This is a genomic window from Pelosinus baikalensis (genome assembly GCF_020819555.1).
GTDB lineage: Bacteria > Bacillota > Negativicutes > DSM-13327 > DSM-13327 > Pelosinus > Pelosinus baikalensis.
This window is the reverse complement of record NZ_JAJHJB010000049.1, coordinates 1-19818: the sequence shown is the minus strand read 5'-3', so window position 1 is coordinate 19818 and position 19818 is coordinate 1. Positions and strand designations below refer to the sequence as shown.

General features: G+C 37.8%; 23 protein-coding genes and 1 other annotated feature. Of the genes, 10 read left to right on the top strand and 13 right to left on the bottom strand.

What is annotated here, in order from left to right; genetic code table 11:
* Positions 1–162: 162 nt before the first annotated feature.
* Both LMF89_RS22290 and LMF89_RS22285 read right to left on the bottom strand, forming a co-directional pair.
* Positions 163–753, bottom strand: coding sequence for an SAM-dependent methyltransferase (locus LMF89_RS22290; protein WP_229537011.1), 591 nt, complete (start codon positions 751–753; stop codon positions 163–165).
* A gap of 396 nt (positions 754–1149) precedes the next feature.
* Entirely contained in the window at positions 1150–1791 is a 642-nt protein-coding gene (locus LMF89_RS22285; protein ID WP_229537010.1) for a cyclase family protein, read from the bottom strand.
* 429 nt (positions 1792–2220) lie between these two features.
* Between LMF89_RS22285 and LMF89_RS22280 the strand changes: the two genes are divergently transcribed.
* The gene (locus LMF89_RS22280; RefSeq protein WP_229537009.1) at positions 2221–2535 is read left to right on the top strand and encodes a hypothetical protein; all 315 of its coding nucleotides are present in this window, start codon (positions 2221–2223) and stop codon (positions 2533–2535) included.
* 307 nt (positions 2536–2842) lie between these two features.
* Here LMF89_RS22280 and LMF89_RS26495 read toward each other — a convergent pair whose 3' ends face one another.
* Positions 2843–2926, bottom strand: a complete 84-nt coding sequence (locus LMF89_RS26495; RefSeq protein WP_439651952.1) for a DUF3732 domain-containing protein — start codon at positions 2924–2926, stop codon at positions 2843–2845.
* Positions 2917–3027, bottom strand: a complete 111-nt coding sequence (locus LMF89_RS26490) for a DUF3732 domain-containing protein (RefSeq protein WP_439651951.1) — start codon at positions 3025–3027, stop codon at positions 2917–2919. Before LMF89_RS26490 ends, LMF89_RS26495 begins: the two co-directional genes overlap by 10 nt.
* Before the next feature lie 325 nt (positions 3028–3352).
* Here LMF89_RS26490 and LMF89_RS22275 point away from each other — a divergent pair, with 325 nt between their 5' ends.
* Entirely contained in the window at positions 3353–3817 is a 465-nt protein-coding gene (locus LMF89_RS22275; protein ID WP_229537008.1) for a carbonic anhydrase, read from the top strand.
* Positions 3818–4225: 408 nt separating this feature from the next.
* Here the strand turns inward: LMF89_RS22275 and LMF89_RS22270 are convergent, their stop codons facing one another.
* The gene (locus tag LMF89_RS22270) at positions 4226–4585 is read right to left on the bottom strand and encodes an SDR family oxidoreductase (RefSeq protein WP_229537007.1); all 360 of its coding nucleotides are present in this window, start codon (positions 4583–4585) and stop codon (positions 4226–4228) included.
* A gap of 547 nt (positions 4586–5132) precedes the next feature.
* Positions 5133–5696: an RNA 2',3'-cyclic phosphodiesterase gene (gene thpR, locus LMF89_RS22265; RefSeq protein ID WP_229537006.1), complete on the bottom strand. Its 564-nt coding sequence runs from the start codon at positions 5694–5696 to the stop codon at positions 5133–5135.
* A gap of 200 nt (positions 5697–5896) precedes the next feature.
* Here thpR and LMF89_RS22260 point away from each other — a divergent pair, with 200 nt between their 5' ends.
* Entirely contained in the window at positions 5897–6118 is a 222-nt protein-coding gene (locus LMF89_RS22260; protein ID WP_229537005.1) for a hypothetical protein, read from the top strand.
* 143 nt (positions 6119–6261) lie between these two features.
* Here LMF89_RS22260 and LMF89_RS22255 read toward each other — a convergent pair whose 3' ends face one another.
* Positions 6262–6711 (bottom strand): OmpH/Skp family outer membrane protein, encoded by a 450-nt coding sequence (locus LMF89_RS22255; protein WP_229537004.1) that lies wholly within the window; start codon positions 6709–6711, stop codon positions 6262–6264.
* Between the two features lie 408 nt (positions 6712–7119).
* Between LMF89_RS22255 and LMF89_RS26370 the strand changes: the two genes are divergently transcribed.
* Together LMF89_RS26370 and nifJ are read left to right on the top strand one after the other, a co-directional pair.
* Complete coding sequence (locus tag LMF89_RS26370) at positions 7120–7209, top strand: Ada metal-binding domain-containing protein (protein ID WP_369412685.1); 90 nt, start codon at positions 7120–7122, stop codon at positions 7207–7209.
* Positions 7210–8106: 897 nt separating this feature from the next.
* The gene (gene nifJ / locus LMF89_RS22250; protein ID WP_229537003.1) at positions 8107–11631 is read left to right on the top strand and encodes a pyruvate:ferredoxin (flavodoxin) oxidoreductase; all 3525 of its coding nucleotides are present in this window, start codon (positions 8107–8109) and stop codon (positions 11629–11631) included.
* Between the two features lie 151 nt (positions 11632–11782).
* On the opposite strand, the gene LMF89_RS22245 is transcribed toward nifJ, so the two are convergent.
* Positions 11783–11956, bottom strand: coding sequence for a CDIF630_02480 family spore surface protein (locus tag LMF89_RS22245; RefSeq protein ID WP_229537002.1), 174 nt, complete (start codon positions 11954–11956; stop codon positions 11783–11785).
* 468 nt (positions 11957–12424) lie between these two features.
* Complete coding sequence (locus tag LMF89_RS25955; RefSeq protein ID WP_255711588.1) at positions 12425–12550, bottom strand: hypothetical protein; 126 nt, start codon at positions 12548–12550, stop codon at positions 12425–12427.
* A 290-nt stretch (positions 12551–12840) separates the two neighbouring features.
* On the opposite strand from LMF89_RS25955, the gene LMF89_RS26365 reads away from it, so the two are divergent.
* A complete protein-coding gene (locus tag LMF89_RS26365) occupies positions 12841–13134 on the top strand; it encodes a DUF2935 domain-containing protein (RefSeq protein ID WP_369412684.1) in 294 nt (97 codons plus the stop codon).
* 60 nt (positions 13135–13194) lie between these two features.
* A complete protein-coding gene (locus tag LMF89_RS22240; protein WP_229537001.1) occupies positions 13195–13617 on the top strand; it encodes a DUF2935 domain-containing protein in 423 nt (140 codons plus the stop codon).
* Positions 13618–13680: 63 nt separating this feature from the next.
* On the opposite strand, the gene LMF89_RS22235 is transcribed toward LMF89_RS22240, so the two are convergent.
* Both LMF89_RS22235 and LMF89_RS22230 read right to left on the bottom strand, forming a co-directional pair.
* On the bottom strand, positions 13681–13938 hold the full coding sequence (locus tag LMF89_RS22235; RefSeq protein ID WP_229537000.1) for an MBL fold metallo-hydrolase: 258 nt from the start codon (positions 13936–13938) through the stop codon (positions 13681–13683).
* 244 nt (positions 13939–14182) lie between these two features.
* Positions 14183–14377, bottom strand: coding sequence for a hypothetical protein (locus LMF89_RS22230; RefSeq protein WP_007952920.1), 195 nt, complete (start codon positions 14375–14377; stop codon positions 14183–14185).
* A gap of 1399 nt (positions 14378–15776) precedes the next feature.
* Positions 15777–16014: a binding site (T-box leader), on the top strand.
* Between the two features lie 127 nt (positions 16015–16141).
* On the opposite strand from LMF89_RS22230, the gene LMF89_RS22225 reads away from it, so the two are divergent.
* Positions 16142–16690, top strand: coding sequence for a hypothetical protein (locus LMF89_RS22225; protein ID WP_229536999.1), 549 nt, complete (start codon positions 16142–16144; stop codon positions 16688–16690).
* 379 nt (positions 16691–17069) lie between these two features.
* On the opposite strand, the gene LMF89_RS22220 is transcribed toward LMF89_RS22225, so the two are convergent.
* On the bottom strand, positions 17070–17711 hold the full coding sequence (locus LMF89_RS22220) for an iron-containing alcohol dehydrogenase (protein ID WP_229536998.1): 642 nt from the start codon (positions 17709–17711) through the stop codon (positions 17070–17072).
* A gap of 473 nt (positions 17712–18184) precedes the next feature.
* Here LMF89_RS22220 and LMF89_RS22215 point away from each other — a divergent pair, with 473 nt between their 5' ends.
* The gene (locus tag LMF89_RS22215; protein WP_007952926.1) at positions 18185–18433 is read left to right on the top strand and encodes a hypothetical protein; all 249 of its coding nucleotides are present in this window, start codon (positions 18185–18187) and stop codon (positions 18431–18433) included.
* A gap of 183 nt (positions 18434–18616) precedes the next feature.
* On the opposite strand, the gene LMF89_RS22210 is transcribed toward LMF89_RS22215, so the two are convergent.
* The gene (locus tag LMF89_RS22210; protein ID WP_229536997.1) at positions 18617–19054 is read right to left on the bottom strand and encodes a hypothetical protein; all 438 of its coding nucleotides are present in this window, start codon (positions 19052–19054) and stop codon (positions 18617–18619) included.
* Positions 19055–19385: 331 nt separating this feature from the next.
* On the opposite strand from LMF89_RS22210, the gene LMF89_RS22205 reads away from it, so the two are divergent.
* Positions 19386–19643, top strand: a complete 258-nt coding sequence (locus LMF89_RS22205; RefSeq protein ID WP_007952928.1) for a DUF1413 domain-containing protein — start codon at positions 19386–19388, stop codon at positions 19641–19643.
* Positions 19644–19818: the final 175 nt, after the last annotated feature.

Below are 19818 nucleotides of genomic sequence, written 5' to 3'. Positions count from 1 at the left end.
TTATAAGGCAGTTGAGCAAAGGTCAGTGTCGGTTGTGAATGCTCGGTATTAGCCGTAGTGTAGATTATTATGGGCTCTTTCTAAAAGCTAACGGGTATTTTCGTTAGCTTTTTTTCGAAATCCTCATTATCACTTTCTAATTTTTTCTAGCGATTATGCAATTCACCACATGTTGATGTGGTATATACCTGCCGAATTGCAGTCTATAATCCGTTCCTCACACTGAATAATTTCCCAATCATAATAATACCTAGCCAAATCACCAGATATATAGAAAAATTCATTTTTTTCCCAGTCTGGCGCAGCCTTGATGAACGTTTTTTCAACAAAGATCAAGTGAGCGTTAATTCCGCCAACGCACGTATGACGCTTATATTTTTCAAAATGGTTTTGCCGTTGGTCCAGTGGCAAAAATTGGAGTGACCCCATTGAGTAAATTACATCGTATGAATTCGTAAATTCATAGCCAATTATATTAGCATGAAGAACATTTACATCACAGCCTGATGACTGACTATACAGTCTAATTTTTTCCGTGCCAGGCGTAGAAAGTTCCAACGCATCCACCTGAAAACCGCATTTGGCAAAATAGATAGCATCTCTTCCCTCGCCACTGCCAATATCCAATAATCGTTTGTTTGCCAAATTACCTTTCATAATCTCTACAATTTGTTCAGCAAGCAGGGAATGGTTTAGTCCCCAATAATATTCTTCCTTCTTATATTCCCCATCATACGGGCTTGTTTTTTCCATTAGGCTACCTCCAGTAAGCAATCTGTCAATTGATACCCCTAGCGTCTTCGCCAAAAGTGGTAACAAAGATGTATCTGGCAAAGCGGGGTAACATTCAAAATCCACCAAACAGCAGTTGCAGATACATCCAATAAATCCAACTAACAGTTGAGTTTCCACTATCAACTCTAGTAAGTCGCTAAAAAATAAAACCTCAACCCCGCAATTTTGCAAAGGTTGATGCCATTTTTCGCCGTTATAAATGATACGGTTCTGCGTATCATTTATAACGGCGAAGTTTATTTCACATCAAATAAGTCAATTAAACCAACAGATCAATCCTAATTCCATTGCCCCTTGATTTTCTGCATCAAAAAGCTCTGCCAGTTATCTTTGATATATTGTGACCTAAGTTTGCTATATATTTTCTATGGAAATAGCCCGTACTGGTGAACCATCAGCGTTTTTATGTTTCAGTGGCATAATACTTAAAATAAAATACTCCTTGCTAATGGAATCTAAATTTGTTAGATTCTCAATAATTATGATGTTCTTCGGCATTAATATTTTATGAACTGCAAACGTGGTTGATTCTATATCATCAATTGAAATTGCGTCAATGCCAATGCCCTTTAAATTAAATTCTGACAACCATTTGGCTGATTCTTCACTCAAAGAAGGAAAATCTTCATAATACTTTTTATCACCCCAGTATTTACTCCATCCTGTTTTTATTATAATGAACTCAACATTTTTTATTTTTTCCTCATAGGACTTTAAACTATCAACATCTATTAATTTCATCTTTCTATCTGAAAAATCGAGAATAGTAGCATCTCCAATAAAATGTTCTATATTTAAATTATCTAAATAAGGTCCATTACTCAACATATGTGCAGGTGCATCTATATGTGTACCTGTATGTGAGTACATAGTTATTTTCGCCTCATGAAAACCATCATTTCCCAATGTATTTGCTTTTTCAAAAATTGGCTGTTCAGTTCCTGGAAAAACTGGCATATCCGAATGAATAATATGTGTTAAATCGGTAACTTTCATAATAAACCTCCCATAATAATTAATGCTCTCTCGTTGACTTTTTGAGAACGCCCTCATGATCGCAAATTAGACATTATTTAAGCCTAATTTGATTATGGCAGCATGTTTCGGGAGTTGCTGTGCATTCAGCTAATAAATTTACATATATTCTCAAATTGTAGTTTAGACATGCTTTTAAACTTAAATAATTCACTTTATACACATCACAATTAACTCCAATCACATCGTTGGGGTTAAATTAATAACATATCTTATATCAGTTAGTTGTTTCCCCATAATTTCAAGGTTATAAACATCTCTTATATCATCTATATTTACCATATAATACAAGAATTCCTGCCCAATTTCCACAAAAATCAGGCAGGAATTCTTTCGCCATTACAATGATACTTCTCACCCCACCCAATCTTAAATATAAATGTTACTTTAATGGACATGGCACCAAAGGCATGCCTTATTCCACAAAGGCTGGGGCTACTACTTCATGATAAACATACTTTCTTCTCTCCTGGTCGCTTTGAACGAGAGGCTAATGAGTTTGCGTGGCAGCTGCTGTTTGATGAAGAAGCTTGCCGGGTTGAATATGATAATGATCTTGGTAGGTATGTTAGGGAGGAAGGAATTGTGGGGTTGGTTGGTATAGGAAGTAGTAAACTAGGGCAACGGCAGGAGAACAACGTTCATGCCCCTCTTTCTCTAGTTTATGATATTTTTAAATATAATTTATTACTATTGAACTCTTAAAAAATCTTCATAATATACTAATCATCAAAGCCTTCCGACAAATGTCGGAAGGCTTAAACTTATGGAAGATTTTCATAAATATTCACACAAAAATCTATATCTTTTTCCATAACTCAGCTTTACTTATACCAATTATCGGGAATTAACTTCTTACCATCCCACCATTTCTCTATCACGGCTTTTTGAAACTCCTCATTATTCAAATTAGCATGATCAACAATATGACTTGGATTTTACCGTCTAATTCTTTAACTCGATTAAAAATAAATTGATATAGATTATTTATTTCTTTTTTCTTATCGGTGTCTTATGCATCAATCTTAGATGGAAAATACACCTGTGATGGTTGGTCAATAAAGAAAAAGCTAGGAACAGGTCTATTTAGAGAAATATAATACTTTTTAGAGCAAAATAGGCAATCAAGTGTATTCCTACCCAGTTCGATCCACTGCAAAGCTGTTGTAGCGGCACCGGTCGTTCAGGTTTATCCACTACAACAGTCGTATTGGGTTAAACAGCTAATTGGTACTATATTGAACATTGCCGCTTTGATGGCAGGAATGTCCTTGTGAATTGTCGAAGTAACATTAAATTACCAAATATTACTAAAGGAGCTATCGAAACTATGCGCAAACCGTACCTATCTATCCTGTTTACTCTTCTCATCACTATATTTCTCATTACTCCCGTCCTAGCTTCCTCATCGGCACCCTCCATCTCAGCTGAGGTTGCGGAAAAAATGTTAATTGACGGCAACAAGCGTTTCCTCTCCGAGAAGTATGCTGACCGCGAAATTGGCAAAACCAGACGAATCGAATTGACCAAAGGTCAGCATCCCTTCGCCGTGATTGTAAGTTGCTCTGACTCTCGTGTTGCACCAGAACTCCTTTTCGATCAAGGTTTGGGGGAACTCTTCGTCGTGCGTGTAGCTGGCAACGTCCTTGATGCCATTGAGTTAGGAAGTGTCGAATATGCTGTAGAGCATCTTGGTGCCAAGCTAATTGTTGTATTAGGTCACGAAAAATGTGGTGCCGTGAAGGCAACGGTTGATGGTGGCGAATTGCCTCCCAACATCAAAGTAATTGCAGACAAAATCCAACCTGCTGTTGCAGCAGCCAAAGCAAAGCACTCTGATAATGTATACGAAGCCACAACTGACGCTAACATAATCAACATGGTGGCTTCTTTAAATAGCGATCATGTAATCACTCATGTTGAAGGTGTAAAATTTCTAGGAGCCAAGTATCATCTTGAATCGGGAGAGGTTGAGTTCATCAAGTAACCAAATGGAACTAGTGTAATAATTATCAAAAATAGGTAAACCTCAACCCTTATTCGAAGGTTGAGGTTTACCTATTCTATTGCTAGCACTGGTGCACTTGCTTTCAGTAACTATGGAAAAGCTCATTCCATCAGAAATTAGTACTAAAAGGTCAACGCTCACCGTTTAGCGAGGCCTTTTATTTTTGCATTGTTTCGCAAACTATAAAAAGATACCAAGATGACAAGACGATCTTATTTATTTTTCTATCTTCTGTCAGGATAATTTCATTCACTGCCAGTTATAATTTACTTTGCAAATTTGCAGGACAATCCCCCCCCCTTCAATAGTAATAATTCTTTCCTTATTGGAAATAAGAACGGCTTAGTATAATCTTATCCAAGGCAAGTAGTACAAGTCTTTATATCCTTAAATTAGTGTATAACCGCCATCCACATGCAAGACGGTACCACTAATAAAGCTGTTACTAAGTAGATAAACAATTCCTTTTGCAACGCCATTGGCCTCTCCGACTCTTTTTACAGGAAGTTTATTGGCTATATCCATATAGAAACGACTACGTGCTTCTTCAGGCATTTTATTTCTGGAAGGAGTATCAATAATGCCGGGTGAAATCACATTAACGCGAATTGGAGCAAGTTCCAACGCAAGCGTCTTGCCAAGAGCAGCTACTGCTGCATTAATTGCGCTAAGAGTAGCAGAGCCAACCATGGCTTTATAAGCTACGATACCAGAAAATAAGGTAATTGATCCACCGGGAGAAATCATTGTAGCGTTCTTTTTTATATTTTACAATTATAAATTTCACTGGAGGTTTATTTTCTATATTCTTATTTGACTCATCAATTTCTAAAAATTCTATCAATCCATATTTTCCAAATTCTCGTTTTACTGAATCAGAATCATAAAAGAACATTTTTACGCCTTTCATTATCGTCGAATCGGTCTTTACCCAGTTGTTTGCCCTTTCCAAACATCGAATTGCGTATACTCAATCAAATTAATAACGCCAAAACGCCCCTGTCGGCGCAGGAGCGCTTGGCAAAAAGGAATACTAGAGGCTAGCTAAGTAGTGCTTGGATGATCTGAAAAATTATCCAAGCAAAAGGCACTTGAAACTGTGATTTTGAAGAATTTAGTTTCAAAGTGCATCGGCAATCACCTCCCGTATTCAATTAAGGACAACTAATGAGAATAGTTGTCCTTAACTATTCTACTTCAATTTTGTTATTTGTTGGAAAACTTTTTTAATTAAGGGGCAATCATTTGGTTGCCTCTTAAAAATATATTCTTATGTATTGCACTCTACATCTATCTATATCAACTTAAATGTCTCTACTATATCATATACACGCTTTCCCTGCTCTACATTACTCGATAGTAAACAAAAATGATCTATATTAAAACATGAAAGTTGCTCAATATTAAACTCTCCCCTCTCTTGATCCCACAAAACGTCATTATCGATAAAGTCTGCATTACGGACTAAGGTGATATGTGGATGATAAGCACGACTCTCAGCTGGAAACTCCAACTCCTGCATACTTCCTACGATACTGGTTTGAAGCTGTAAGAGTGCTTCCACCTCTCCATTTACTCCTACCCACACTACACGAACTGGATTTTTATTTCCAAAAGAACCCAGGTGTGCATTAAATGACAACTTAAATGGAAAATTCATTTTTGCTACTGTCTGTAACGAACGTATTATATCTTCGACTCTGCTTTCTGACGTTTCCCCTAGAAACTGTAAAGTAAGATGTAAGTTATCTTTAGAGGGGAAGCGCCCTCTCCGCACTTTTTTCCTTAGTTGATTTTGTAAAGAATAAAGTTCAGCAATAATATTTTCTGGGGGCTCTATTCCTATGAACAATCTCATTTTAAAACCTCCAAACGTTTTGGTAACTTTACATTGCTATATACTTCCCTATTCTTTATCCAACGACTCGCCATTGATCCTACGATTTTCTTACTCCTTCCGCACAACCCATTTTTCAGGATGTTTTTTTACAGAGAAAGATGCGTAAGCTGCGTGATACCGACATATTAAATAAGGATAATATTGATGAGGAGCCTGAAATGCCGGAAGAAAGAGAAGAAACTAAAAAATCAATATCCATCTGGAAAATATTATCTTTGATAATATATATTGGATTAGGAGCTATAGTCGGACCATTTACGTTCTGTATATTTCCTGAAAGAAGTACTTTTCTATTTATAGTAGAGCTAGTTTATTTTAGTTTAGTAGGATTATACTTCTGGGGACTTGTAGAACTTATATGTACAGACTTTGATAAGTGAGGGTAAATTTATGAAGCATTTACAAAGGGTTTATCTACAGTTATTTTAGTGTTATGTGTTGCGGTCAGCCTTACGTCTATATTGGAAAAAAGAGAGGTCAGCGGATTTTTGTCCGTTGACCTCTTTATTAGTTGGATAACGCTTTACTTTGCCACGATCTTTTTCATTACATCATCAGTTATATCCTGTCCGCCATAGACTGCAGCGCCTGTGTCTACGACAATAGTTATACCTTTAGACTTCGCCACGGCTTTAACAGCATCGTTTACTTTATTTTGAATAGTTTCTAAAAGATTCTGCTGCTTAATTTGAAGACCTTGTTGTAGTTGCTGATAGTATGATTGTTTTTCTTGATCGTTCATGTTAACTGATTTGGTGTCAAAGTTGGTTTTTGCTTGCGCAATAGCATCGTTCATCGCTGTTTGGGCTTTTGCTGAATCGGGATGCTGTTCGACTAGAAGCCGATAGTTCACTATTCCAACTGGAAATGCAGCAGCATAGGTGGTGCTGGTATTAGTAATGGTGATTATACTGAAGAGTACGAAGGTTGCTAGAAAGATATTCATAAGTTGCTTGCTGTTCATTTTTACCATTGGTTATTCCTCTTTTCTCGTTTGATTTTAAAGGACAACTATACATTAAAATTATCCTATTTATTATAATATAAAACACCAACAGAAGCATCCATCTAAAGATATAGATTGGTGGATATTTACATATACTTATTCTTTTCCAGTGCCATTCTATAATAAAACCCTTCCTGCCATAGTGCGACCGGAGAGATCTGTGGCAGTCGAGGAAAGGCCAGTGTCGGTTGTGTAGTGCTTGTGGTAGTCGAAAGATTGCATAGGTATGTAATGATCAGCGTTGGCTGTAGCGTAGATCAGTACAGGCTCTTTTAGAGCTAACAGATTAATCTGTTAGCCTTTTATATTTATATATGGAGATTTAAGGTTCTTATGTACACTCTATTATAAGAAAATTCATTACGCTATGTGAGGATGGTGTCGCCAGGCCATAAGGTGTTCTATGATAGTCGTGATGAGGCTGTTGATGCGGGATATGTGGCTTGTAAGGTTTGTAGGCCTTAGGTTGGCTTTAGTGCTTATAATTAAGAAAGACACAGCTCTACTCCACTAATGGATAGTCTGTGTCTTTATTGCACTTTTTCACCGTTACCAGTGATACGGTTCTCCGTATCGGGTATAACTGCGAGTATTATGAGTCAAAGAACTGTCAGAAACCACTGAAAAACTATTTTGAATGCTATTTCAAGGCTAGTAAATCTATCTTAAGACAGAAAAAATGTCTCAAAACTCAATTTTGAGAGTCAAATTATCCAGCACAATGAAGGATTTTGAAAAAGAGTGACTTTTTCAATGATTTCGAACCGTCACCTAACTCCATTACTTTTACGCTCTAATGTATCTAGACCTTACTTATCGAGCATATTACTATTGACGATTTCTCATCGTCTAGTAACTTCTTTCTCTAGCCCCCTTGGGGGGCTAGTTTTTCGCATTCTTTCTAGTTGTTTAGCTGTCTATCAAAGTTAATATCTTATCACTACCAAATATTCTCCACAAGATCACCTTATTATCGTATCCACAAGTTCATTTAAATGAAATAGCATATTATAGTAACCCTTACAAGAAATTTGACCTTTTATTCTCGTTTTTGTTTCTATTTTGGTTGTTATTTTCGTTATTATATCATATGAGCACCTTAGTCATCGGATAAAGGCAAAGCAGATAAGACGTAATCTTTCTGGTTGCTTATATCATTAGCTACTTGGCTGGTTTTCAGCCGTTAAGCTTATCCGATTCTTGATAGGACGAAGGGCCCTATAAATGGGGCATTCAAGATCTCACCTATATAAAATTATTTAAGATTTCACAATTACCGTCTGAGTACAAATCATATGTATGAAGACCCGTAAACTTCAAATACTAAACAGGAAATATTCTTGTAACAAAGGTGGCTCTAGTATGGCAAAAAAAATGAAAACAATGGATGGCAATCAAGCGGCTGCTGAAGCCTCTTACGCCCTTACTGAGGTTGCAATCATTTTTCCGATTACACCCTCATCACCGATGGCCGAAGGGGTTGATGAAGCATCAGCTCACGGCAAAAAGAACTTGTTTGACCAACCTGTAAAAGTCGTAGAGATGCAATCTGAGTCAGGTGCCTCAGCAGCAGTTCATGGCTCACTTCAGGCAGGAGCTCTCACAACAACGTATACGTCTTCCCAAGGGTTACTCTTGATGGTTCCTGAAATGTATAAAATGGCGGGTAATTTGGTACCGGCAGTTTTTCATGTAACCGCCCGTGCCCTAGCATCGCATGCTTTGTCAATTTTCGGCGATCACCAAGATATTAACGCCTGCCGGCAAACCGGTTTTACCTTACTTTGCTCTAACGATGTTCAAGAAGCTATGGATCTTGGTTATATTGCGCATCTTTCCGCAATCAAGTCCAGGGTACCGTTCTTACATTTCTTTGACGGATTTAGAACATCTCATGAAATCCAGAAAATTGAAGTCACACCCGCTGACGCGATTGCGAAACTTGTCGATCATAAAGCAATTGAAGAATTTAGAAACCGGGCCTTGAATCCCGAGCACCCCGTATTAAGGGGCACTGCTGAAAACCCTGATATTTATTTCCAAAATCGCGAGGCTTCTAATCCTTTTATCGAAGCGATTCCTGATATTGTGGAAAACTACTTCCAAGAATTTAAGAAAATTACTGGGCGTGAATACCACCCCTTCGAGTACTACGGGGATCCTGAAGCCGAGAACATAATCGTGGCCATGGGTTCAGTTTGCAACACAACGGAAGAAACTATCGATTACCTGCAGGCAAAAGGCGAAAAAGTTGGACTGCTCAAAGTTCACTTATACCGTCCGTTTTCTAAGAAATATTTCTTTGCGGTTTTGCCTAAGTCTGTGAAGAAGATTGCTGTTTTGGACCGCACCAAAGAACCTGGAGCAACTGGTGAACCGCTCTATCTTGATGTGCTCCAGATGTTTAATCATGAGACTGTAAAACCAGTGGTAGTTGGCGGGAGATACGGCCTTGGATCGAAAGATACCACACCCAGTCACATCCTCGCTGTTTATGAGAATCTGAAACAAAGCCAGCCTAAAGATCACTTCACAGTAGGAATTGTTGACGATGTCACCCACACCTCACTACCGATAAAAGAGTCGGTAGATACTACGCCAGAAGGCACGATTAGTTGTAAATTCTGGGGTCTTGGGTCTGATGGTACTGTTGGCGCCAATAAAACAGCGATCAAAATTATCGGTGACAATACCGACCTCTATGCACAGGGATACTTTGAATACGACAGTAAGAAATCCGGCGGTACAACAATATCTCATTTACGCTTTGGCAAAAAACCAATCAAATCCTCCTATTTAGTATCCGATGCCGACTATATTGCCTGCCACAACCGGTCATTCATTTATCATTACCACCTACTCAAAGGACTCAAAAAGAATGGTAGCTTTGTCCTTAACTGCCCTTGGGGGCCAGAAGAACTGGAAGAACATATACCAGCCCTCTTCAAACGCTATATCGCGAAAAACAATATCAAATTCTATACCATAGATGCCATATCCATTGCCGAAAGCATCGGCCTGGGCGGACGCATTAATATGGTCATGCAGGCAGCTTTCTTTAAATTAGCGAACGTCATACCCGTCGAAGAATCCATTAAGTACCTAAAGGATTCCATCGAAAAAATGTACGGCAAAAAAGGCGCTAATATTGTTGAAATGAACCAAAAGGCTGTCGACCGTGGCGTTGATGGATTGCACCAGGTTAAAGTTCCTACCTCCTGGGCTGATGCTAAAGATGAAGATTTGCCTGTAAAAGACGAACCTGATTTCGTTAAAAACATTCAACGTCCCATGGCTAGCCATGACGGGGATGACCTTCCAGTCAGCGCCTTTGTTGGCATGGAGGACGGAACGCATCCCCTTGGTACAACAAAATACGAAAAAAGAGGAATTGCCGTTTATCTTCCTGAATGGCAAATTGATAAATGTATTCAGTGTAACCAATGTGCCTATGTATGCCCCCATGCGACCGTTCGAGCTTTCCTCTTAAATGATGAAGAACGAGAAAAAGCTCCTGATACTTTTAAGACAAAGGAACCCAAAAACAAAAAACTCGCAGGATATCATTACCGTATTCAAGTTGCTCCCCTTGATTGTACCGGATGCGGCAACTGTGCCGATATATGTCCGGCACCGGGAAAAGCGCTTATTATGAAGCCGGCTGACCATGAAATTGAGATGGAGTCGGAAAACTGGGAATATGCTATGAGGGTAACGGAAAAATCGGATTTAATGGATAAAAATACTCTTTTTGGCAGCCAGCTTGCTCGGCCACTCCTTGAATTTAACGGAGCTTGTCCCGGCTGCGGTGAGACTCCCTATATCAGACTTCTCACACAATTATATGGCGATCGTATGCTGATCGCCAACGCTACAGGCTGTTCTTCCATCTGGGGCGGCAGTTCTCCCTCCATTCCTTATACAACGAATGCCGACGGAAAAGGACCGGCCTGGATGAATCCTCTCTTCGAAGATAATGCCGAATTCGGCTACGGTATGTATCTCGGCTCAAAACAAATTCGCGAGAAAATTGCCGATCTCATGCAACAAGGCTTAAAAAGTTCGATCAACGAAAACTTGAAGCAGTCCTTCCAGGAATGGCTTGACAATATGGACAATGGTGCGGGGTCTAGAAAAGCTGCAGACCGCGTAATTGAAGCGTTGAAAAAGGAAACCGTGTCCGGCAACCCGATTCTGTCAGAAATTATGGCCCGAAAAGATTATCTCGTGAAACCTTCCGTCTGGATTCTCGGCGGGGATGGCTTTGCTTACGACATTGGTTATAACGGCTTGGACCATGTCATCGCCAGCGGAGATGATGTAAACATTTTTATTATGGATACAGAGGTTTATTCTAACACAGGCGGTCAAGCCTCAAAGGCTACACCGACAGCAGCCATTGCAAAGTTCGCGGCCGCCGGGAAGAAAATTCGCAAAAAAGATCTCGGGCTTATGGCTACAACATACGGCTACGTTTATGTCGCCCAAATCGCCATGGGGGCCAATATGAATCAAACTCTTAAAGCAATTACTGAAGCGGAAAGTTACAAAGGACCGTCCCTCATTATTGCTTATGCTTCTTGCGTAAACCATGGGATTAAAACCGGTATGGGCACGAGTATTCATGAGATGAAAAAAGCCGTTGAAGCTGGCTACTGGCATCTCTGGCGTCATGATCCTCGTCTTAAAGATGAAGGTAAGAATCCTTTCGTACTCGATTCCAAGGAACCGACAGCCTCCTTCCAAGATTTCTTAAAGGGCGAAATTCGTTACTCCTCACTCAAGACGACCTTCCCGGAAATTGCGGATGGGATGTTTGCAACTGCAGAAAAACATGCCCAGGAAAAATATCGTACCTTAAAGCGTCTCGCAGAAATGCAATATTAAGAAAAGACTTGGCTTACGCCAAGTCCTCTGGACGCAGGCAGAAGCCTTAGTCGTTCTTACTTGGAATCAAGAAAGTGTTATACTTTCTGGTTCCGTAAAAAAAGCAGGGGTGTCTCAATCTTTGAGATACCCCTGCTTTCACTTTAGGAAATTAGGATAAGGAATTCGTATTTACCCATTCCCTAGCCTCAGCCACGGACTCCTCGCTGGGAACAGGAACATTTGACTCGGGCTTCGTTTTTTCGATATGTCCGCGCCAAGCCGCAGTCTCATGTCGCTCAATAGGATTTGCTTGAAACTTTTTTTTTGAACGATTTTCAGCCATCATTAATACCTCCTTTTACTCCTCATCTTAGTATTTTCCAAGTTTAAAATTTTATTAGGCGGTTATCAATTTATCCATACACATTACAAGTTTCTATTGTCCCTTGTTCCTCTTAGCAATCTAACCTTAATACAGTTATGTAAATTTATTATTTTTAAGAAATAGATCTCACAGCCCAAGAAAATTATGCGTTACAGCCTAGTTTACAAATACATCTGGACAGGAGTTGTAGAAACTGAGCCGAACCAGTCCAAATCCACCTATTTCAAGCTCATTTTTATCTGGGTGCCAACTTCCAATTCCTCCATATATTTCGCCAATGACTGCTAGATGCATTATTTTCTAATAGTCTGTAAAAGTAGAAAACCAGGAAAAATCAATCTTCAAAGATTGAAAAGGGTATTTCTACCCAAGGATGAGTACTTACTGAAAGACCTTTTTCTGCACCTTCAAGCATGTTTGGTTTAATCAAACTTTATCATTTCGCTTGATGAATTGAAACATGCCTCCCACTTCATCAAGCAATTCTTTTATTGCTAGCTCAAATACTTGTTCATCATAGGTATCTGCTTTGGCAACTACTACTTTAGCCATTTTTAAATGTCCCCTCACTAATTTATAATAAACGTAAATTCTATATATCTTTTTTGATAGAGTTGCAAACGACCTTTAAATGATAGACTTTAATCATTTACTTCGCTATTGACTATTTCTACCTTCATCCAAATTCTAAAAAATCCGTATCCTCCTATTTATCTGCAATTCACTTAGATTAGCTATTAGAACAAAGAGAATACATAATTCATATACTATAAGTAAAATGCTCTATAGGGAAGAAGGAGACAGCCGAATGATGAATAACCCGAGCAGCCAAGCAATTTTGTTTGAACATCAATTTTTGGCTTCAAATTTTAGGAGATCATGGAAGATTTATTTTCAGTAACTTGTCCCCCGAAGAAAAGGACGAAATCAATAGAGCTTATAGTTTTATTGCTACCTTTGATCAACTTCTGGATCAAGCACGAAAAATTAAAGCGCCACAGCAAATCATGGAAATAACAAGTACAGCATTTCAGTGTGCTAAAGAACTAAGAGAATTTAAACTACATTTGCTTTCACGGCACTTAATGGACCAAATTGATTTACACTTACCGCCCACTCCTAAATCATATGGTTAATGAGTTGGACGAATATCTAGGAATTTTAGATTTATTACGTTGCGAAAATGTGCTTCCTGCATGCATCCATTACATCATGAACTTCTATGGGTGAAGGATGCTCAAGGGCACGCTAATGCTCTATTATCTGGCTTTGACGATACTGAAGCAGATTTAAAGAAAAAAAGTAATGAGTTTATGATGCACTTTAGGGATCTATATGACAAAGCATTTGAACTGAATGGCTATTTACGCACTGGAATTAAAGAATTTCCTGCTTTGTGCCGATACAATTCTGAAGTAGAAATTAAGATTAATATGTTCCGAGAATTCTTATGCAGGCTACGAGAATTGTATGCTACTAAGGAAGGGCTTGGAACCATTGTACCCCTAACGCCAGATCACATGCTGCGCGAAGAATGCTATTTCCTCATGAAACTATCGGAAGTATCAAATGTAAACATGCCCGACTGCGATCCAACTAAGGATAGATTTGAGGGATAAATATAAAAATCTACTATCGGAATGTATATACTCCTATAGTAGATTTCTATTTCATATCCTTGATCATGGAATAGCTATTTCTCCAAAATGATCTGACAAAGCATCTAACTGCCTTTTCAACTGTGTCCCATGCATTGGTACTCCATGTCCTGGTACAACAATAGATGGTTGGAGCGAATTAAGAAGTTTGACTGATGCCTTTGCCGCATGCCAATCTGTTGTAAAATAAGCAGATGGGCCATGAACCGCCTCATCTTGCGTTAATACTGCAACTGCCGATTCCTGTTTAACAGTAACAAAAGCATCTCCCGCTACTAACACCCGCCTTTTATTATATTGTGACATCATAAATAAAAAAAAGTTCACAAAACTAGGGGGCTTTCTCAAAATAAAAATTTAAGACAGCCCCCTAGTTTTTTTAGGATAAATTTATTTATGAGAGATTGGTAATTGTAGGTTATTCCGAGCAACCGTATCTTTCCATTGGAAAATAGCTACCTGATGCCATTCTGTTCCACAGTTTGTAAAGATTACTCCTAAGGTTTTCTTCATATAAAAAAGGGCCTTATGGCTCTTTTTTTATTTCTTTATAGATATCATATCTACCAATCTCTTTTAATTTTTCTTTCGCATCTTCCAAGGTTTCCCCAAGTACTATTCTCTTCATGTCGGTTATTGTTATCAAGACATACTCATTATTGAAATATGCTATTTGTTCACTCTTATCGTCGTTTACCCAAATAATCAAAGCCCCAGCCATACTATCATCTCCTCTATTTTTGACTATACTTCGGCAAAAGGCAATAAATTCCTGCAATATAAAAATCGCCCCCAACGGGACAGCCTAACGTTCTTGAATCGTATGTTCTATACGTTGATTTCCATGCATACATTGGATCCAGGGGGAGATCAACTTGGTGATTGAAATCATTCAAAATTCAATTTTGCTTATGATTACTCCGGTAGCAACCGTCGCACTTATATGGATAATTTGCAAAATATTTGAAGGTCATTAGACCTTCCTTTTATTTTACAGATAACTGAAAACCGTATATGATTCACTCCCGCCTATTTATTTCTAAAACCAGCCTACACATCACTACTTCTGCGCCATCACTCGGATAGGTATCTTGTCCACCTGACTATCAGCAAATACTCAAAAGGATACAGAAAAACATTCCATTCTTAATTTCCTATAGAAAACAACTTATAACCGCTAAAGATGTTGAAGATCAGCTTTTTAAAATTATCAATGAACGAGTTGCTCTCGAAGACCGCCAGAAAGAATAAAATAACGTCCTTCTTACGAATAATAATGAAGTTAATCGCAAAAAGGACGTTATTATACCTTTAAAAATGATTTAAAAGGAAAAATCTCAGGTGAAGTTACGTATGAAAACAAACGGAGCATTGGTTAAGCAACTCGTACGTGAAGTAATTGTTTGCACGGACAAGCATGTAGATCACAACTTAGGCGAGATTGTCGTCTAAGGAGCCATTAGGCTTGCACTCTCCCTCTCATCAGCTAATCGGTGGTTCTTTATAATATTAAGGGCTAATTTAAAGTAGTTTTAGATCAGCCCCTAGCTCTATTTTTGTCAATAATTACCGCTACTTGATACTCACCTCTTCTATTTATCTATCATACAATATATTAATCGACGATAAAGGAGGGATACATATGGGCCTAGGTTTTGGAGGCGGCCGCAATGGCTTTGGCGGTTCCGGCTGTATTATTATCATAATTATCCTCTTATTATTTTTCTGCTGCAATGACGATTGTTCTTCTAGTTGTTAATTTTTCTGAACTAATCCACCAAACCATTTCTCTTGCAACCACGTTCCACCAAGACGTGGTTTATTTTTTTGCCTTATTAAATTGCCATATAAGATCATTGGTTAGCAATCGCTGTCGAATGCGATAGTTGTCAGGATTTTGCCTCTCAAGCTGTCATGGTGTCAACTATTTTTAGTGCTGTGACACTGACATTAGCTATTTAACTAGCTAGAATTATCTTCCCCATCTGAATACTAGAACCATTAATAAAAATTAAAAGTTACAAATTTTTATTATTACATTGACAAAAGGGCAATAAGTGTAATATTATAATAATCACTTCGTCCTGCAGGCGTGTAATGCTTACTAAAATTAAAATTGATAAAAAATAATGATTGGGAAAAAGCAATTAACATTCTGTTCCAGAGATCCGGTGGCTGGTGAAAACCGGTACAGATATTTATCGCGAAACTCACCCATGAATTCTTTTGCTGAATGTAAGAATTGAACTTATTTAAGTAAAAGCGTGCATCTGCGTTATAGGATATCAGCCGTTGTACTTAATTAGGCTGAATTACGAGCCTAATGTAGGGTGGTACCGCGATATTGTCGCCCCTATTGACGTGTGTGTCAATAGGGGCCTTTCTATGTCCTAAAATTCTTTGAGTTAGTACCATTTAATAAATCCTAGGGCTATCTCTTCACGAAATCTTAAGTACTGAAAATAATAAAGGAAGGACGATAATTATGGAAAATCAGAAATCCAGTCCAATTGGAACATCATTTGCGATGGCGGCCGTGTGGTTTGCAACGCATAGCGGTGGAGGCTTTGCCACCGGCAACCAAGAAGTTAACTATTTTGTAAAATATGGTTGGTACTCAGTTTTTATTCCATTATTTTCCATGATACTTTTAGGCTGGGGCCATCGGAATGCACTTGTCTTAGCTAAAGACTATAAGACTTATGATTATAAAAGCTTCTGTGATGCCCTTTTTCATCCTTATGAAAAATATTTTTCTATCGTCTTTGAATTGGGATTTATCATGTTGATTGTTTGTGGCGTAAGTACTTCAATTGCAGGTTCAGGTGCCCTATTAAAGAGTTCCTTGGTAATTCCTTATGGAGTAGGCATAGTAACCGTAGGAACTATTTTACTGTTATTGACCATATTGGGTAGCGAATTAATTGTTAAAGTCTTAAATCTCAAGACTTATTTCATAATCGTTACCCTTCTCATTCTCTGCGTGTTAGGTATTCAAATGGGGGCATTTAATTTCCAACACGTTTTCGGCTAATCATGAAACATTTGGCACTAGTTTTGGGGACGCAGTTTGGTATATGCTAATCTACATTGGCTTTCAAGCCTTTACGGTATTGCCTATAATCTCCGTCTCTCATAATATTAAAACTACTAAAGACTGTAATAGATTTATGCTATTTGGCACCCTTCTAAATGGCGCCTTTCTGGCAATTATTTGTATCATGCTATTAGGTTTCTCCCCAGAAGTTCTCAACCAGACTCTGCCGGTATATTTTGTCACTACAAAACTTGACTTGCCTTGGCTAAAGATCTTATACAGTGTCATTTTGTTTGTGGCATTGTTAGGTACCGCAATATCTTTGATATTTTCTACAGTTGCTCGTTTTGAACCTGTATTGGTTAAAAGAAATATTTTAAGAAGCTTGAGCACTCGTAGAATTTTCATTTCTCTTGTTACCATTGCCCTGTGCACAGGTATCTCTGTATTCCGTCTGATACTGAGGTAATGTATAGGTCAACTCCGGATTCATAATAGCGAATTTACATCGTGCATAGTCAGTATTACAGCCTCTTTTTAGTCCCCCTTCCTCCTTGGTTATCACAGAGGAATTGCTCATTTCACTACCTGCAGCCGAAATAGTCAGAATGACGCCGATTGGCAGGCAGCCAGTCGCCTGTGCCTTGCTATCATATAAATCCCACACGTCGCAGTCATTTGCCATACCGTAGCCGATGGCCTTAGCTGAATCAATAACGCTGCCACCGCCCACAGCTAAAATAAAGTCAACCTTCTCTTTTTTGCACAGTTCAATGCCTTCGTACACTTTAGAAAGCCTAGGGTTGGGTACAACTCCACCCAAAGTTACATAATCAATCCCTGCTATTGTGAGGGAAGCAAAAACTTTATTCAGCAAACCAGATTTTTTAGCACTGCCCCCTCCAAAGTGAACCAACACCTTTTTACAATTCTGAGCTTGAATAAGGCTTCCCGTCTGCATTTGTGCATCCTTACCAAAAATTACTTTAGTAGGGGCATAATATTCGAAATTTTTCATAATTAACACACTCCTATTTTTTTATATTTGGAAAGCAACCTACGCTATATAAAAGAAAAATCCTATAACCTCTTTATATACTGCCATGCGCCGAAAAGTATGGCATCTGTTACAATAGCAAGTGAATAGGCTAAAAGTATTCTCTGGAATAGCTAAGCTGGCATATTCAGCATCAACATGGTGAAAAGATAGTCATTAATTACAGCTAATTCTCCTTCTAGATCGATAATTCCTACTAAAGTTTTATAATTTTCCTGAAATGTAAAACGATGCTCATACTTTAAGTAAGAATCCAATTATACTGTTGTCACTTAAGACGTTTGGAATATGTACAATTAGTACTAAACGACAATCAATTAGAAGCTGTACGTTTGCAAAAGTTAAGTACTTACTCGACTGTATTTTTCAGCTTGAAAAATATATGTTCTAAAGGTATACTAAAGGTATTTTAAAATAGAAATGAGTGTGAGCATATGGCAAAAGTATATTACCCTGAAGCAGCAGCTATGGTACCAGCAAGTTCACCCCACCCTCCTAATACTCAATATCGAGTTTCGATAGGACTTGAAACTTGGGGTGGAGAAAATCACAGAGTAGTAAAAGTCCAGATGGTTTATGATGGGAAAATAGCTGATCGTAGACCTCCATCCTATCCTGTTGGAAATGATGATTATATGCGGGTGACGGAAGTAATACGGAAAATAATTAGCAGAAATTCGTGAAAGGGTGCTTAGCAGCAGCCTTTTTCTTCTATATTGAACATAAGAAAAACGCCCCGTAGGACGTATCTATAATCTAGTGAAATAAGATGTTTTCCTTTGGTAGCAATCCTATTTCTATGTACTCAATGAGACCTTATTAGGTACTTTCTCCCATTGAGTATCGCCTATGCATATAACCAGTGGTTAATTAAACCACCTTGTTTGATAAAACAAGATTAACTTTTCTATAATTTCTGCAATATCCCTGCCATCTACCGTATAACAAGTAACTGGTCCGTTATCTACTTCATCAAATGACATTGTATGACTGGTAGGTGTATTAAAGCTAGACTCAATTTGCTTTGATTTATTGCATATTTCTCTTACTATTTTATGTTCATTGGTAAGATAGACATCATTTGAGAATTGCTCATACTTCGTTTTAGGGACGTTTATATTTCCGCTCTTTGTGAAGGGAGCATAGCCTGGTGTTATCCATTCATTTAAATGATTTAATCCCATAATAATAAATAGTAATAGTTCGACTCTTTTGTTTTTTTCATTTTTATATTTTATAAAGCTACTTTTAATGATTTCAAAGAAATATTCTTCTGAGTTGATATCAATTATTTTGTTATGCACATATATCCCTCCTTTGCCATTTTAATACATAATTCGTTAAAGGAGCTTAAATTCCTGCAACGTAACAAATCGCTTATCTCTAAGCGGCTCAACATTCTTCACACTAATATTATTATGACCTTGCCATGCTTTTCACATCCAAGAAATGTTGCCAATGCTGGAGATTAAATCCCTTAACCTTTCCGTACCTTTCACAAATAGTTATGATAATGGCACTTTTATCAGTGATATGATACTAGTGTTTTAATATTTTCTTATGTAAACAAAGGATTTTTGCTATATGGTAAAGAATTAAAGTATAATATAAAGTAATGAAAGGATGATATTTTTAATGAATCTTCAAGAAGATGAACATATTTTATATATAAAAATCCTATCGGGAATGAGACAAAGGCGTAGCAATGAAGATACTTCTGAATTTTCACTACCTGATTTCTTTTCAGAAGAGGAATGGTTTGAAGTACCTAATTCTTCACGATTGAAACTTGGTAAATTATTCAAACAAAAAGTTGATGAAAATTTGATCCAAAATGTAGTTTTTTCTTATATGAATAAAAAAAATTGGGCCGTCTATAAAATGATCTTTTAATTCTCAACTGGGACTGTATTTCTTGAGCAATTCTTGAACTGGAAATTTTTATACAATACAAGATGTGGGTTCCTAAGAAATCATATCTTGTATTATATAAAAAAAAGAGACTATCTCAAATGATATGCTACCCCTATATAGGACACTGAAATATAAAAGTCCTGTATGGGGGTAT

Bases quoted from the DNA above. Each gene is read 5' to 3' on its own strand.
- LMF89_RS22290 (WP_229537011.1), bottom strand. From the start codon at position 753: ATGGAAAAAACAAGCCCGTATGATGGGGAATATAAGAAGGAAGAATAT.
- LMF89_RS22285 (WP_229537010.1), bottom strand. From the start codon at position 1,791: ATGAAAGTTACCGATTTAACACATATTATTCATTCGGATATGCCAGTT.
- LMF89_RS22280 (WP_229537009.1), top strand. From the start codon at position 2,221: ATGGACATGGCACCAAAGGCATGCCTTATTCCACAAAGGCTGGGGCTA.
- LMF89_RS22270 (WP_229537007.1), bottom strand. From the start codon at position 4,585: ATGATTTCTCCCGGTGGATCAATTACCTTATTTTCTGGTATCGTAGCT.
- thpR (WP_229537006.1), bottom strand. From the start codon at position 5,696: ATGAGATTGTTCATAGGAATAGAGCCCCCAGAAAATATTATTGCTGAA.
- LMF89_RS22260 (WP_229537005.1), top strand. From the start codon at position 5,897: ATGCCGGAAGAAAGAGAAGAAACTAAAAAATCAATATCCATCTGGAAA.
- LMF89_RS22255 (WP_229537004.1), bottom strand. From the start codon at position 6,711: ATGGTAAAAATGAACAGCAAGCAACTTATGAATATCTTTCTAGCAACC.
- LMF89_RS26370 (WP_369412685.1), top strand. From the start codon at position 7,120: ATGGTGTCGCCAGGCCATAAGGTGTTCTATGATAGTCGTGATGAGGCT.
- nifJ (WP_229537003.1), top strand. From the start codon at position 8,107: ATGGCAAAAAAAATGAAAACAATGGATGGCAATCAAGCGGCTGCTGAA.
- LMF89_RS22245 (WP_229537002.1), bottom strand. From the start codon at position 11,956: ATGGCTGAAAATCGTTCAAAAAAAAAGTTTCAAGCAAATCCTATTGAG.
- LMF89_RS25955 (WP_255711588.1), bottom strand. From the start codon at position 12,550: ATGGCTAAAGTAGTAGTTGCCAAAGCAGATACCTATGATGAACAAGTA.
- LMF89_RS22240 (WP_229537001.1), top strand. From the start codon at position 13,195: ATGCATCCATTACATCATGAACTTCTATGGGTGAAGGATGCTCAAGGG.
- LMF89_RS22230 (WP_007952920.1), bottom strand. From the start codon at position 14,377: ATGGCTGGGGCTTTGATTATTTGGGTAAACGACGATAAGAGTGAACAA.
- LMF89_RS22225 (WP_229536999.1), top strand. From the start codon at position 16,142: ATGGAAAATCAGAAATCCAGTCCAATTGGAACATCATTTGCGATGGCG.
- LMF89_RS22220 (WP_229536998.1), bottom strand. From the start codon at position 17,711: ATGAAAAATTTCGAATATTATGCCCCTACTAAAGTAATTTTTGGTAAG.
- LMF89_RS22215 (WP_007952926.1), top strand. From the start codon at position 18,185: ATGGCAAAAGTATATTACCCTGAAGCAGCAGCTATGGTACCAGCAAGT.
- LMF89_RS22205 (WP_007952928.1), top strand. From the start codon at position 19,386: ATGAATCTTCAAGAAGATGAACATATTTTATATATAAAAATCCTATCG.